12 protein-coding genes and 2 tRNA genes are annotated in these 14,502 nt (G+C 37.4%); 6 read left to right on the top strand and 8 right to left on the bottom strand.

What is annotated here, in order from left to right; genetic code table 11:
- Window positions 1-181: 181 nt before the first annotated feature.
- The 4 genes from GWI97_RS04745 (at window position 182) to pykF (ending at window position 3,761) form a co-directional block, all read left to right on the top strand.
- Entirely contained in the window at window positions 182-1,555 is a 1,374-nt protein-coding gene (locus tag GWI97_RS04745) for an MATE family efflux transporter (protein WP_036937266.1), read from the top strand.
- A gap of 149 nt (window positions 1,556-1,704) precedes the next feature.
- Window positions 1,705-1,781, top strand: a tRNA-Val gene (locus tag GWI97_RS04750).
- Window positions 1,782-1,809: 28 nt separating this feature from the next.
- A tRNA-Val gene (locus GWI97_RS04755) sits at window positions 1,810-1,886 on the top strand.
- A 462-nt stretch (window positions 1,887-2,348) separates the two neighbouring features.
- Complete coding sequence (gene pykF / locus GWI97_RS04760; RefSeq protein WP_036937271.1) at window positions 2,349-3,761, top strand: pyruvate kinase PykF; 1,413 nt, start codon at window positions 2,349-2,351, stop codon at window positions 3,759-3,761.
- 101 nt (window positions 3,762-3,862) lie between these two features.
- Here pykF and gadC read toward each other — a convergent pair whose 3' ends face one another.
- Window positions 3,863-5,419: a glutamate:gamma-aminobutyrate antiporter gene (gadC, locus tag GWI97_RS04765; RefSeq protein ID WP_036937273.1), complete on the bottom strand. Its 1,557-nt coding sequence runs from the start codon at window positions 5,417-5,419 to the stop codon at window positions 3,863-3,865.
- A 102-nt stretch (window positions 5,420-5,521) separates the two neighbouring features.
- A complete protein-coding gene (locus tag GWI97_RS04770; protein WP_036937275.1) occupies window positions 5,522-6,913 on the bottom strand; it encodes a glutamate decarboxylase in 1,392 nt (463 codons plus the stop codon).
- 456 nt (window positions 6,914-7,369) lie between these two features.
- Here GWI97_RS04770 and GWI97_RS04775 point away from each other — a divergent pair, with 456 nt between their 5' ends.
- Complete coding sequence (locus GWI97_RS04775; RefSeq protein ID WP_161751857.1) at window positions 7,370-8,428, top strand: linear amide C-N hydrolase; 1,059 nt, start codon at window positions 7,370-7,372, stop codon at window positions 8,426-8,428.
- Window positions 8,429-8,693: 265 nt separating this feature from the next.
- The gene (locus tag GWI97_RS04780) at window positions 8,694-8,933 is read left to right on the top strand and encodes a major outer membrane lipoprotein (RefSeq protein ID WP_036937280.1); all 240 of its coding nucleotides are present in this window, start codon (window positions 8,694-8,696) and stop codon (window positions 8,931-8,933) included.
- Between the two features lie 93 nt (window positions 8,934-9,026).
- Here GWI97_RS04780 and GWI97_RS04785 read toward each other — a convergent pair whose 3' ends face one another.
- The 6 genes from GWI97_RS04785 to sufC form a co-directional block, all read right to left on the bottom strand.
- Window positions 9,027-9,554, bottom strand: coding sequence for a hypothetical protein (locus tag GWI97_RS04785; RefSeq protein WP_036937282.1), 528 nt, complete (start codon window positions 9,552-9,554; stop codon window positions 9,027-9,029).
- A 155-nt stretch (window positions 9,555-9,709) separates the two neighbouring features.
- A complete protein-coding gene (locus tag GWI97_RS04790; RefSeq protein ID WP_161751858.1) occupies window positions 9,710-10,627 on the bottom strand; it encodes a L,D-transpeptidase family protein in 918 nt (305 codons plus the stop codon).
- Window positions 10,628-10,743: 116 nt separating this feature from the next.
- The gene (gene sufE / locus GWI97_RS04795; RefSeq protein ID WP_036937287.1) at window positions 10,744-11,172 is read right to left on the bottom strand and encodes a cysteine desulfuration protein SufE; all 429 of its coding nucleotides are present in this window, start codon (window positions 11,170-11,172) and stop codon (window positions 10,744-10,746) included.
- Window positions 11,173-11,195: 23 nt separating this feature from the next.
- Window positions 11,196-12,434: a cysteine desulfurase SufS gene (sufS, locus tag GWI97_RS04800; RefSeq protein WP_036937289.1), complete on the bottom strand. Its 1,239-nt coding sequence runs from the start codon at window positions 12,432-12,434 to the stop codon at window positions 11,196-11,198.
- Between the two features lie 11 nt (window positions 12,435-12,445).
- On the bottom strand, window positions 12,446-13,753 hold the full coding sequence (gene sufD / locus GWI97_RS04805; protein ID WP_036937292.1) for a Fe-S cluster assembly protein SufD: 1,308 nt from the start codon (window positions 13,751-13,753) through the stop codon (window positions 12,446-12,448).
- Window positions 13,728-14,474 (bottom strand): Fe-S cluster assembly ATPase SufC, encoded by a 747-nt coding sequence (gene sufC, locus GWI97_RS04810; RefSeq protein ID WP_161751859.1) that lies wholly within the window; start codon window positions 14,472-14,474, stop codon window positions 13,728-13,730. Before sufC ends, sufD begins: the two co-directional genes overlap by 26 nt.
- Window positions 14,475-14,502: the final 28 nt, after the last annotated feature.

The following is a 14,502-nucleotide window of genomic DNA, read 5'->3' on the forward strand; positions in this document are numbered from 1 at the left end:
CGTAAAAACACCTAATAAATTATCAAAATCCTGTGTTTAAAAAGCGAAGCTTCTTTCGTTGCTAATTAAACTTTTATCATTAGAATATGCGTTCTTGAGGATCTCTTTACGTCATTTAAACAATACGGCGTTTGTTCTCTTCCTTTCCTTCCTTTTTCTTATAATAAATAAAGGTGTATGCGTGCAGAAGTACATAAAAGAAGCGCGTAGCTTACTTGCTTTAGGTATCCCCGTGATCATCGCGCAATTTTCCCAAACGGCAATGGGTGTGGTTGATACTGTTATGGCGGGTGCGGTAAATGCGACAGAAATGTCCGCAGTAGCAGTAGGCACGTCTATTTGGTTACCAACGATTTTATTAGGTCAAGGAATATTAATGGCATTGACGCCAATCGTTGCACAATTAAATGGCTCTGGACAGCGAAAACATATTGCTAATCGTACTCAGCAAGGTTTTTGGCTCGCGACGTTCTTATCAATTATGGTTATAGCCATACTTTATAACAGTCGATTTATTATTGAAGCACAGCATGATATTGAACCAGAATTGGCGGAAAAAGCCATTGGCTTTATCCACGCCATTATGTGGGGTGCTCCAGGCTGTCTTTATTATCAAGTTTTACGAAGTCAATGTGAGGGATTATCCAAAACAAAACCGGGTATGATCATTGGTTTTATTGGCTTATTAATTAATATTCCTGTTAATTACGCCTTTATTTACGGTAAATTTGGGGCACCGCAATTAGGTGGTATTGGTTGTGGTGTTGCAACTGCCTCTGTTTTCTGGGCTATGTTCTTGATGATGCGTTATTACGTGCGCAGAGCACCAACACAGCGAGATGTAATGCCAGTAAAACGTATCGTGCTTCCAGAGTTTCATACGATAAAACGGATTACCTTTTTAGGTCTACCTGTTGGTTTGGCATTATTCTTTGAGGTAACACTATTCGCCGTTGTTGCATTATTAGTATCACCTTTAGGCGTTACTGCCGTTGCAAGTCATCAAATTGCACTAAACTTTAGTTCCTTGATGTTTATGTTCCCTCTCTCATTGGGAATTGCGGCAACTATCCGTGTCGGTTATAACTTAGGACAGCGCTCTACTGAACAGGCTCGTATTTCGGCGATTACTGCTCTTACGGTTGGTTTAATGCTGGCAAGTTGTACCGCCGTTTTCTCTATTATCTTTAGAGAAAAAATAGCCTTAATGTATAACGATAATATTGAAGTGGTAACATTGGCCTCTCACCTTATGTTATTTGCTGCGCTTTATCAGCTATCAGATTCAGTGCAAGTTATTGGTTCAGGTATATTACGAGGTTATAAAGACACTCGCTCTATCTTCTTTATTACCTTTATTGCCTACTGGGTCATTGGCCTACCCTCGGGTTATATATTGGGTCGTACGGATTACTTTGTTGAAGCAATGGGACCTGCTGGTTTTTGGATTGGCTTTATTCTTGGCTTAACTGCATCTGCAATTATGATGGGTTCTCGCATTTGGTGGATCCAACGCCAATCTGATGAAGTGGTGTTATTACGCTCAGAGCGTTAAACAAAACGGTTAATTTGGCAAGAGAATGACACAAATATCAACAAATAGCTTTAAATACGAGCAGTTGAATATAAATTTGTGTTTTTCCTCTTGCCAGAATGGAATCATCTCGTTAATATTCGTCCCCGTTGTTACCCAGAATAGATATTGCGTCCATAGCTCAGTTGGTTAGAGCACCACCTTGACATGGTGGGGGTCGGTGGTTCGAGTCCACTTGGACGCACCATTTATTTTCAACAACATCTCAATACAGTGCGTCCATAGCTCAGTTGGTTAGAGCACCACCTTGACATGGTGGGGGTCGGTGGTTCGAGTCCACTTGGACGCACCATTTCTCTATATTCCCTATTTTTTACTCATTTTACCTACCCTACAAAATAATTAATTCAACTTGCAAAAATTTATTGCGCAACAAAACGTTTAAAAAACAAGCAGTCAGTGCTGTATTTTGATCACATCACTTAAATTTACCTTTTTTCGATTTTCTTCATAGAAATTAACCTCTATAATACGCAACATAATTTTGTTGAAAGGTTTCAGCGTATTGATTTACGGGCATCTTTAGAAAACAGAACAAATGAATTGTGATAGACTATAATGTAAGATGTCTACCAACCTTTGATACAAAATAGTGACAAGATTTTTATGATGTTGCTGAACTATTAACATGTTGCGCAACTTATCTATTCGCGATGAGTTGGTATATTCCGTTTTGTGCCATTGATACTGTTATAGGAAACAGCGACATTTATCCTTATTCATCCATTACAAGACAACCATTAAATAGACTGCCATGAAAAAGACAAAAATTGTTTGCACCATCGGGCCAAAAACCGAATCTGAAGAAAAACTGAATCAATTACTGGACGCAGGCATGAATGTTATGCGTCTAAACTTCTCTCACGGTGACTATGAAGAGCATGGCAACCGTATCAAAAATCTGCGTAATGTTTGTGCCAAAACAGGCAAAAAAGCGGCTATCTTATTAGATACTAAAGGTCCTGAAATCCGTACCATCAAATTAGAAGGTGGCAACGATGTTTCTTTAGTTGCAGGTCAAACTTTTACTTTTACTACAGACAAAACTGTTGTAGGTAACAAAGATCGCGTAGCTGTAACTTATGAAGGTTTCGCAAAAGACTTAACCGTAGGTAACACCGTCTTAGTTGATGATGGTCTTATCGGTATGAAAGTCACTAAAGTGACTGATACTGAAGTTGTTTGTGAAGTCTTAAACAACGGTGACTTAGGTGAAAATAAAGGTGTTAACTTACCAGGCGTTTCTATCGGTTTACCTGCATTAGCAGAAAAAGATAAACAAGATCTTATCTTTGGTTGCGAACAAGGTGTTGACTTTGTTGCGGCCTCATTTATTCGTAAACGTTCTGATGTTGAAGAGATGCGTGCGCACTTAAATGCACACGGTGGCAAAAACATCATGATCATCTCAAAAATTGAGAACCAAGAAGGCTTAAATAATTTCGATGAGATTTTAGAAGCCTCTGACGGTATTATGGTTGCTCGTGGTGACTTAGGGGTTGAAATCCCGGTTGAAGAAGTTATCTTTGCACAAAAAATGATGATCGAAAAATGTAACGCTGCGCGTAAAGTGGTTATCACTGCAACGCAAATGTTAGACTCAATGATCAAAAACCCACGCCCGACTCGTGCTGAAGCAGGTGACGTTGCGAATGCTATCTTAGATGGTACTGATGCTGTTATGTTGTCAGGTGAAAGTGCGAAAGGTAAATATCCTGTAGAAGCAGTATCTATCATGGCAACAATCTGTGATCGTACAGATCGTATCATGCAATCTCGTCTTGATTACAAACAAACTGGCGCTAAATTACGCGTAACAGAAGCTGTTTGTCGTGGCGCTGTTGAAATGGCTGAAAATTTAGATGCGCCTCTGATTGTTGTTGCTACTTTCGGTGGTAAATCGGCCCGTTCTATCCGTAAATATTTCCCAACAGCACCAATCTTAGCACTAACAAACAACGAAGAAACTGCACGTCAGTTGCTGTTAGTTAAAGGTGTTACCACTCAGTTAGTTAATGAAATCGCGTCTACTGATGACTTCTACCGTATTGGTAAAGAAGCTGCATTAGCAAGTGGTTTAGCTCACGCTGGCGAGCGCGTTGTTATGGTAACCGGTGCTCTAGTTGATAGTGGTACAACAAACACTTCATCTGTTCACGTTCTGTAATTAATCGCTTTACAACTGAAAACACCACTTCACTATTTGAAGTGGTGTTTTTTTAATGCATTATTGATTAATGGCAATTCCCTTTGCCTATTATTTTTTGGTTACACGTTATTCTTATCTGTCTCTTCCCTATTTTTTAATAATAAATAATGTGTTGCACGAGCACGAGGATGAATAAAAAAATGCCCTGCTGGTGCATTGTGACTTTTGATATGAACTAAAGATATATTGTTAGCTGGTTTACCTTGTTTAGAACGACACGCATAAACAATAAATGGTAAAGCAAAGATAATAAGAAAGCCGACTATCAGCAACGTAACGTAAGTTTCATCACTTTTTGAGTTCGGTAAAGAGCTTGGTGGGAAAAAAGAAACCACAAACGCAATAATAGAGAGCAATAAACCCGCCATTGCAACAAGAAGTTTAACGTTTTTACCACCAGGAATACGAAACGCTCGCTTTTTATCGGCTTGTTTACAAGTAAGTTGCATATAACCTAAGAAAAGCATGAAATAACTACACAGATAAATAACGACCGTTAAGGCTAAAGCAATTAAGAACGACATATTACCGCCACCACCGGTATTAGTCAGAATAATGATCGCAATACTTGTTATCAATAATTGAGAAATCACTAAAGCAACAGGTACCCCATTTTTATTCACCTTCGCTAACGACTTCGGTAAAATACCTTTTTCAGCAGCAACATACATACCTCGAGAAGGTCCTACAATCCAAGACGCTATCTCTGCTAATACCCCTAACAATAATAAAGCAGCAATAATCCTAACGGCCCAATCAAGTGTATTACTGAAGTGAGAGACTAAAACACTGAACGTTTGTACGACACCTGCTGATAAGTTAATTTCATTATTAGGTATCACCGCAGCAACAGATAATCCCCCAATAGAACTTAAACAAATCGCCACTATCATTAGTAAGAACATGGCAATTGGATAATCTCGTCCCGGGTTTTTCATCTCGTTAACATGGGTTGCTGAAGCTTCTACGCCCATATAGCTTAAAATGAACGCAACAAAAACAACTAATGTCCCTATTTGGGTAAAATCAGGGAAAAAAGTTTTTGTGCTTATTTCAATCGCTAATGGCGCTCCGCTCATCAAATAACTGACAGCTAAAATAATTAAAATTAAAGCAGGTAATAAAATGCCAGCAAAAAAACCAAGTTTGGCAATAGATGCCGTGTATTTGGTGCCGCCAAATTGGGTAAATGCTAATACCCAAAGAATGATTAAAGCTGCAACGGTTTTAATTACTGGATCGGTATTTAATTCAGGCCAATTAAGAATATAAGAAAGTGCACCTAATACGAAGTAAAGCATCGGAATAAACCCAATAGCAATTTGCAGATAACCAAAAGAAATAGCTGCAAATCCCCAACGCTCACCTAATGTATTTGATACCCAAGCGAATACCCCTCCTTCTTGCCAACCTTCTACTGTCGCCATTTCAGCTGCACATAATGCAACAGGAATAAACCATAATAATCCACCTAAAAGTAAGAAGAAAACAAGACTAAAACCAGATGTTGCAAAAGTTGGATATTCATATACCGCCATTACCATCGAAGCGGTAATAGCAAAAAAACCGACTAATGTAAGTTGTTTGGGTGCTGAGTTTGTTGATGATGTAACCATACAATCCTCCTGAAATTTATTCAGAAAAATAATTACACTGTAATTATTATCTAGAAGGAGGTTGAGAATGGATAACGATCCTCAACCTCAAAATGAACAGAATTAACTATGGTTAAAACCACTACCATCTTCTGCTGATAAAGGATTGCTTACCGGGTGTTTATCAAAGTATTCTAGCGTACGTTTGAAATCATCAATTAATAATGAGGCAAGATCTAGGCTGACACCATGACGAACTAAAATACGTTGGATCACTAAATCTTCACGATTGGCAGGCATGGAATAAGCAGGAACTTGCCAACCGCGACTACGTAATTTATCTGCAATATCGTATAAAGAATAAGTGACTTTAGCGTCTTTTTTTAGTTTCCATGCTAATGCTGGGATACCTTCTTTACAATCACCACTAAATATCATTTCAAAAGGACCTAACTTTTCAATTTCCCTTGCTAAATATTGTGCTGTTGAGTAGCAAGCGTTATGAATTTTTGTATAACCTTCTCGGCCTAAACGTAAGAAGTTATAGTATTGAGCAATAATTTGCCCGCCAGGGCGTGAGAAATTCAGCGCAAAAGTAGGCATGTTACCGCCTAAGTAGTTCACATTAAAGATAAGCTCTTCAGGCAGATCTTTTGCTTCACGCCAAACAACCCAACCTGCACCTAATGGCGCCAAACCAAATTTATGCCCTGAAGCATTAATAGATTTTACTCGTGGTAAACGGAAATCCCATTCAATATCGGGTGCACAAAAAGGAGCCAAAAAGCCACCACTTGCGCCATCAACGTGAATTGGTATATCTAAACCTGTTTCTTTTTGCAGTTTATCTAATGCGTCATGAACCGCTTTAACAGGCTCATAGGTACAGGTAAAAGTAACTCCTAAAGTTGGTACAACCCCAATAGTATTTTCATCCACACGTTTAATGACCTCTTCTGGACTCATCATTAAACGATCTCCCTCTAAAGGGATCTCTCTTAATTCCACATCAAAATAACGAGCGAATTTATGCCAACAAATTTGAACAGGACCACAAATCAAGTTCGGTTTATCTGTTGGTTTTCCTTGTGCAATACGTTTTTTACGCCATTGCCATTTTAATGCTAGACCACCTAACATTGCAGCTTCTGATGAACCAATAGTAGAACAACCTAGCGTATTTAATGCATCAGGCGAAGACCACAAATCAGCTAACATATGAACACAACGATTTTCAATTTCAGCTGTTTGCGGATATTCATCTTTATCTATCATATTTTTATCAATAGAAAGATCCATTAAATCGCGTATTTCATCGTCAACCCAAGTTTGGCAAAATGTCGCTAAATTTTGTCTTGAGTTGCCATCTAACATTAATTCATCACGGACAGCATTAAAAACGTTACGTGGATTATTTTCTTTCTGCGGGATTTTTGTTTTAGGTAAGGATTGAGAAAGGTTGAGAGATGCATATATATCATCTAGTTCATTATAATTTGATGATTTGTTTTTCATATTAATACCCTACTAAAATAAATATAATAAGAAATGAATAGGTGTAACGCTTATTTATTAAAGATAGTCAACAATATAAAAAGTGAGAAATGAAATTCAAATTTAATTTTAGATCTGATAATTCACATGATACTTTGTTTCAATTTAAATCATTTTTTGGTACAATATGTTACCATAATGAAAATTATTGATATTAAAAATCAACACAAAAACACTTCATTATCATAAAAAAAACATTTACATAATAAAAAAACTCACCTTACTGAGCCAAAAAGATTCATTTTGTATTTACCTATTTTTCCTAAGATATTGATGTTTGGTTAAATATAAAAGTGACAATATATTAAAAAAATATTTTATGGAAATGGCTGTAATCAATAATCTGTATTATAACTGTATTTATACATGGATCTCATTTGTATCATACATACTGAATTAATTTATTAGGAATAAACTATGCCAGAAAATAACATTGATAATCGAGTATTCGCTTGTACCACGCTCGCGATTAAAGATAAGAAAAATCGCATTTATCACGGTAGAACAATGGAGTTTTCAGCAGATAAACCTGCTTCAATATTTGCATATTATCCTAAAGCTCACACATTCCAACAAAATGCTCCTGATGGTACACCAGGATTAAAATATGCCGTCAAATACCCTTTTATCGCCATTACAGCACCAATTAATTTAGAAGGAACAAAAGACGTGCTTGAGGGAGTCAATACACAAGGGCTCTCTTTTAGCTTGAATATGCTTCCTGATTCAAAGCTAGATGATATTCCTCCGCAAGATTACGCAACGTCCGTACCTATTGCGGCAATCGGTGAATGGGCTTTAGCACAATATGCAACCGTTGAAGAGTTAAGACAAGCCATTCCGAAAACAGCTTTTTGGTCACAAAAACTATTACTTTTACGCAATTTGCCCAGCCCTTTCCATTACGCTTTTTATGATAAAACGGGAGCGTGCATTGTTGTTGAGATTTCAAAAGGCACATTGCATATTTATGATAATCCAACTTATTGCATGACCAATGGTCCAATATTTCCATGGCATCTTACTAACTTAAATAATTATACTCACCTTTCTAATGTTAATATTTCCACCAACACATTGGGAAATATAAAGGTCAAACAACCAGATAGTGGGATTGCTTTAGCTTCCTTACCAAGCTCTGATACTTCTGTCGATAGATTTATTCGTGCGGTTTACTATACAACATATTATCACCAAGTTGCTGATCCAGACACACAACTTGTTGAATTAGCTCATATCATGAACCGTTTCGATCGCCCTAAAAATTCCACAATCGATCCATTACTAGGCCATGACACGTTGAAAGCGCTTCATACCAGTGAATTTTCAGTGTGGACAACGCTCACCGATTTAGAACGAGGAATACTCTTTTTTAGAGGGTATAACAATCTCAACTTCCGAAAATTTACGCTTGAAGCATTTAAAAATGAAGCAGAGCCCGTTTTCATAAAAGTAAATTTAGAAGGTGATTTATAGCTATAAACATGAGCAAGAATAAAACAGTACAGATAAAATGTTTTTCTATCAGACTTTTATGAATAAAAATCTTTTGTGAAATAACACGCATTTTTTGTACTGAATATTTGCCTTTTAGGTGTTATTTTTTCTATTGTTCAGTTAATGAGTAAGTAGAGTATGGTAAATAAATCCAGCATTTTCTTATATCTGTGCCATACTTATTAATGGCTTCATATAAATGCTACTTGTTCCTTTACACAAATTAATAATAGAGGTTGTAACTATGAAAGCGAAACTTGTACTAGGTGCAGTAATTCTGGCTTCAGGCTTATTAGCAGGTTGTTCTTCTAGTAATAATGCACAGTTAGATCAAATCTCTTCTGATGTAAGTAGCCTGAATTCTCAAGTTCAACAACTAAGTAGTGATGTACAATCTGCTCGTGCTGAAGCGAAATCAGCTTACGACGAAGCAGCTCGTGCAAATCAGCGTTTAGATAACCAAGTTACTACTTATAAAAAGTAAGTTGACTCACCACCAGCCTATAAGCTAAAACGCTTTAGGTCAGCATTAATAGCAAAGCCCTAACATTATGTTAGGGCTTTGGTTTTTATAAGGTTATTGCTTATTGGTAAATTTATCGGTATTAAGGGCTTTTATATGAGCAATTAAATTATAATTCGTTGCTAGGCTTGAGCCAACTTTGATATTTTTATTAGCTTGAATAAATAATTCCTTAAATGTATCTATAATTTTATTAACATATTTTTTTTGAGCTAATGTCAGCACAGTATAATCCATACCACTTATTTTTTTGAGTTCATTTTCTAGGATATTAAACAGCTCTGTCACTGATTTTGAAGATTTTGTGTAGGATATTCTAGAACTAGCCATATCCGGCAAAGCCTCTATTTCAATTAACTCATATTCCCTAGTTCCCTCTTTGGGAATGAATCGTTGAAGGATCTCATCGCACATTGATTGAATATTTTTACTTTTTAGCTTTTCATCTCCAATTAAAAACGCTTTACAGCTATTTTTCACCTGAGATAAATTATTAAATAGTCCACTTAAACCATCTCCAATGCTAGGAGTGATATTACGATTTTCTTTTATTATGTGTTCATTATTAACTGAAACTTTCATTAAACTCCCTTATTATCAATAGAAAACATTTTGATGGTAAGGTATTTTTAGCACTATTGATTTTATAAAGAAGTCTTTTTTTATTTTTTTGAAACCTAAAACAAAACAGCCGCCTAAAGCACCTGTTTTGTTTTTAATAGTATCATCCTCACTGACTAGTAAGCAGTAACCTCTACCGGAATACCCGAGCGTCGAATAAGCTCTGCATCAGCTTTATCTTTATTAACCTTGTCACTCTCATACCAAGCATTAAATTGCTTTGTGAATGTAAGAGGCATGGTTTGCGGATCGTCATCTTCATTACGTGATAGTGGCTGATGAACTTCAATAAACTGTCTACCGTCTGCGGTTTCAGTAAATTTAATCGGTTTATTGATAACCTGGACTCGACTCCCTTTAGGTACCACGTTAAATAAGGTCTCAATATCATTTGGGCGTAAACGGATACAGCCTGAGCTCACTCTTAAACCAATACCAAAATCAGCGTTAGTTCCATGAATAAGGTATTCGCCTCGACTATGCGCCAACCTTAATGCATAAGCCCCCATAGGGTTTTCAGGACCAGCAGGAACAACAGCAGGCAATGTTATCCCTTTTGCCGCATAATTTTTACGAATATTAGCCGTTGGTGTCCAAGTGGGATCTTTAATTAATTGAGAAATCGATGTCACCATCTCAGGTGTTTCTCGCCCTAATTGGCCAATTCCAATCGGGTAAACATCAACGGTTCCACCCTCTTTTGGATAATAATAAAGGCGCAGTTCAGCAAGATTAATAACAATGCCTTTATGTATGGTATCAGGCAAAATCATCTGCAATGGGATTGTTAAGGTTTTACCTGCATCAGGCAAAAGAGGATCAATACCAGGATTCGCTTCCATCATATTGAGCAATCCCACTTGGTATTCGGACGCAATAGCCTCTAATGAGCGTTTATCATCGGGAACTATATATGAAAAATTTTCACCAATAATACGCTGGCCATCAGCAGGTAGTAGATATTCTGTCGCATAAGATAAGTGACTACTCATCCCTAGTAGCGATGCACCCAAGAAAGTTAACCATTTTTTCATCGTTTATCCCGTGTGTTATAAATAAAATAAACTGACTATTATGATGATAACATTATCATTGTTATGTTATTCATATATCAGTCAGTTTAGATCATTAATCAGGATCCAGGTAATATTTACGCGACAGCGTATTCTGAAAAACGCTTAATCAACGTTGTTACCATCGCATGTAAACCTTGTGTTCGAGAAGGCGTTAAGTGACTATCCAGTGCTAAGGATGAGAAATAATGTTTTACATCTGTTGCTAACGCTTGCTCGATTGTTTTACCTTGAAATAGGATAATAACCAAAGCAACTAACCCTTTAACAATGCCAGCATCGCTATCACCAGCAAGAATAAGTTGCTTATTCTCATTAAGAGAAACTGCAATCCAAACTTGGCTTTGACAACCTTCAATAAAATTAGCTGAAATACGTTGTTCATCTGTTAAAGGAGGAAGGCGCTCACCTAGCTCCATCATATAAAGATAACGTTGTTCCCAATCCTGACAACGAGAGAAATTACGTAATAATTTTGCTTCATCTGGCAAATTAGCAACTGCCATGAATAACCTCTTTGTTTTAATCTTTAATCTAATAGCATTTCGACACGCAATAGCGCATTAACCAGTGCATCTATATCATTTTTATTGGTATATAACCCTAGAGATGCGCGACACATTGCAGGAACCTGATAATAATCCATAATTGGCATAGCACAATGATGCCCAGTACGGATAGCAATACCATAATTATCAAGAAAAGCCCCCACATCATAAGCGTGATGTTTCCCTAAATTAAAGGCTATTACACCTTGGCGAGAATCATTGCCATATAGCGTTAAGGACTTCACTTTTTGTAGCTGCTCTTGTGCATACTCCATTATACTATTTTCATATTCCGCAATATTTTTCATGCCCAAATTTGAAAGATAATCTAATGCTGCACCTAAGCCAATCATCCCCATAATGTTAGGCGTACCTGCTTCAAAACGCCAAGGCGCATCCGCATAGGTAATATCACCATTGATATGGACATGTTTTATCATTGCACCACCACCTTCCCAAGGTGGTAATTCATCGAGTACGGCTTTTTTACCGTATAACAAGCCAATTCCTGTGGGCCCATAAAGTTTATGTCCACTACAAACAAAGAAGTCACAATCAAGTTGTGAAACATTGATGGATTGATGCATTGCACTTTGCGCACCATCAAGCAATATATGTAATTCACCACCTTGCTCAATTGCATATTGACGAGCATCACGAATAATTTGAGCGACTGGATTCACTGTGCCCAATACATTTGATTGATGAGTTAGGCTGAGTAATTTGGTTCGCTCATCAATTAAGTGAGGCAATTGAGCAAAATCGAGCGTGCCGTCTTGCAACAACGGTAACACACGAACATTAAAGCCATACTGTTTTGCTAACATATACCACGGAACAATATTTGCGTGATGTTCCATTTCTGTGATGATGATATTATCACCATCATTCAAAAATCGTTGACTATAAACGTTCGCAATTAGGTTGATCCCTTCCGTTGTGCCTTTAACAAAGACTATCTCTTCTTCACTATTGGCACCTAAAAAATCACAGGCTTTTTTACGGACATTTTCAACTAACGTTGTCGCATTTGCACTTAATGTGTGAATGCCACGGTGAACCGCGGCATATTGTGTTAAGGCAAATTGTTTTTCATGTTCAATGACGCAAGCCGGTTTCTGAGCACTTGCGGCACTATCGAGATAAACCAAAGGTTTTCCTTTCACTTGTTGTGAAAGAATTGGAAAATCATCTCGCGCTTTTTCAATGGAATGCGTCATAATGCCTTATTTTACACCTCTAATAAGCGCTGATTAATCCTGTCTAATACAAGGGATTTAATCACGCTATTTTCTAGTGATTCAGTTAATTCGGCCGCAAACGCATGAATGATCATTTTACGGGCATCACTTAAAGAAATGCCACGCGAGCGCAGATAGAACAACTGTTCATCATCAATTCGACCTACAGTAGCACCATGGCTACATTTCACATCATCAGCATAAATTTCAAGTTGAGGTTTAGTATCGATTTGTGCTTTTTCGCCCAGCAACAGATTGTTATTAGTCATTTGACCATCTGTTTTTAATGCTTGAGGTGTTACCGTGATCATCCCGTTAAATACGGCTTTTCCTGCATCCATTGCAATGCTTTTATGCAGTTGGCGACTTTGGCAATTTTTCTCACCATGAACCAACCATGTACGGGTATCAGCAATTTCATCGGCTTTAGGTAATACAACACTATTCATCGAAAGCGCTGTATTTTCACCTTTTAGCGCAGAGCTAGTATGATGACGACTAAGTTTAGCCCCCAATAAGAAAGCATAACTATTAACTCGAGCATCACGACCTATTGTGAGATCGTTGTGTGCAAAGTGCTGACTTTCTGCATTTTCAAAACTTAATTTGATATGGTTAAAAGAGGCATTATCGCCGATCGTTGCCGTTAATCTTGCTCCTGTAAAATGACGGTTTTCACTCTCACTGCTAATATAGTGCTCTACCACTTGCATCTGGGTATTTGCACCAACATCAAGATGAAAACGATAATTTGCACTATTTACCTCAGCACTTTGATCCCCCTGAGTAATATTGAGGATATAAAGCGGTTTATCCGCAATAACACCGTTTTTCAGGGTAATAAGCAAAGGATGTGGCGCTAAACTTTCAACTAAATGCAGGAAGATTTCACTATTTACCGCTTTAGGTAATTCACTTTGGTTATCAAGTAAAGTGACTTGATAAGGACCAAAATCTTTACTGCTTTCTATTGGTGAAAATGTACCATTCACCATAACAATACGGTAGCAATCAAAAGATAATGCGTGTTTAGCTATTAAACTTTGCACCTCAAAAGGTGGCAACTGTTGATAGCGTTGGCTTAGCGTTTCTTCTAAAGGCGTATAATGCCAATCTTCATGGCGATAAGCAGGGAAACCTATTTTCTCAACTTGCAACCAATGATTACGAGCGTTGAGATTATCGTCACCTTTACGTTGATGATATAAAGACGAAAATACTTTTAATGCTTGTTGATTACGCTGTTCAACTTGACGCTGTTTTTCACGCTTTTCATTGAGGGTCAATAAGCCAGCCATAACCTTGTTCCTCCAATTTTTGCGCCAATGAAAAATCACCTGATTTAATGATTTTTCCCTGATAAAGCACATGCACAAAATCAGGTTTAATATAATCAAGAATACGTTGGTAGTGTGTTACAACGATAAATGCACGTTTACCATCACGCAGGCTGTTAACACCTTGAGACACGATTTTTAATGCGTCGATATCAAGGCCTGAGTCGGTTTCATCTAAAATACATAGTTCAGGCTCTAACGCAGCCATTTGCAAAATATCGTTACGTTTTTTCTCACCACCAGAAAATCCCACATTGACTGAGCGTGTTAATAAATCTTGTGGCATATCCAGCAACTTGATTTTATCTTCAATAAAATCTTCAAAATCAAAGCGATCTAATGGTTCTTGCCCACGATATTCTCTTACCGCATTCACTGAAGATTGCAAGAAAAACTGATTGCTAACACCGGGAATTTCAACAGGGTATTGAAACGCCATAAAAATACCTTCACCCGCACGATCTTCAGGTTCTAACTCTAATAAATCTTTATTTTTAAAAGTGATAGAACCTTCATCGACTTCATATTCTTCACGGCCAGCAAGTGTTGCTGATAAGGTGCTTTTACCTGAACCATTGGGTCCCATAATCGCATGAACCTCACCTGCACGCACTTGCAAATCTAGTCCTTTGAGGATTTTATTGCCTTCAACACTGACATGTAAATTTTTAATATCTAACATAATATATGCCTTCGGTATCTTTATACCC

Origin of the sequence: Proteus sp. G2300, from assembly GCF_009915965.1 — a bacterium.
Classification (GTDB): domain Bacteria; phylum Pseudomonadota; class Gammaproteobacteria; order Enterobacterales; family Enterobacteriaceae; genus Proteus; species Proteus vulgaris.